The sequence below is a fragment of the Burkholderia sp. GbtcB21 genome, from assembly GCF_019091065.1.
GTDB classification, from domain to species: Bacteria; Pseudomonadota; Gammaproteobacteria; order Burkholderiales; family Burkholderiaceae; genus Burkholderia; species Burkholderia pyrrocinia_C.
The window spans coordinates 1-232 of sequence record NZ_JAGXKA010000526.1 but is presented as its reverse complement, the minus strand read 5'-3'; the positions used below and the strand labels follow the sequence as shown (position 1 = coordinate 232).

The window sequence follows — 232 nt, the reverse complement described above, 5'->3', positions numbered from 1 at the left end:
GGAGGCGGGAAGCGAGGAGAAGAGTGTGAGGAGGACGGGATGCGAGGAGGGGGAGGAATGGCGAGTGAGGATGGAGGAGAGGAGGAGAGTGCGGAGAATGCGGAAGGCGAAGCGAAGACGCGGAGAGCGCGCGCAAATAAGCGGATGATGAAGGGCGAGGAAATGATGGGAGAGAGGTGCAGATGGACGAGGGGAGAGCGGGAGGGAGAGTAAGTGTGGTGCAGGAAAAGAA

General features: G+C 60.3%; 1 protein-coding gene. It reads left to right on the top strand.

The window, feature by feature from the left end:
* Positions 1-213: hypothetical protein (locus KVT39_RS37550; protein ID WP_217591537.1), on the top strand; the 213-nt coding region annotated here is incomplete at its 5' end.
* Positions 214-232 lie beyond the last annotated feature (19 nt).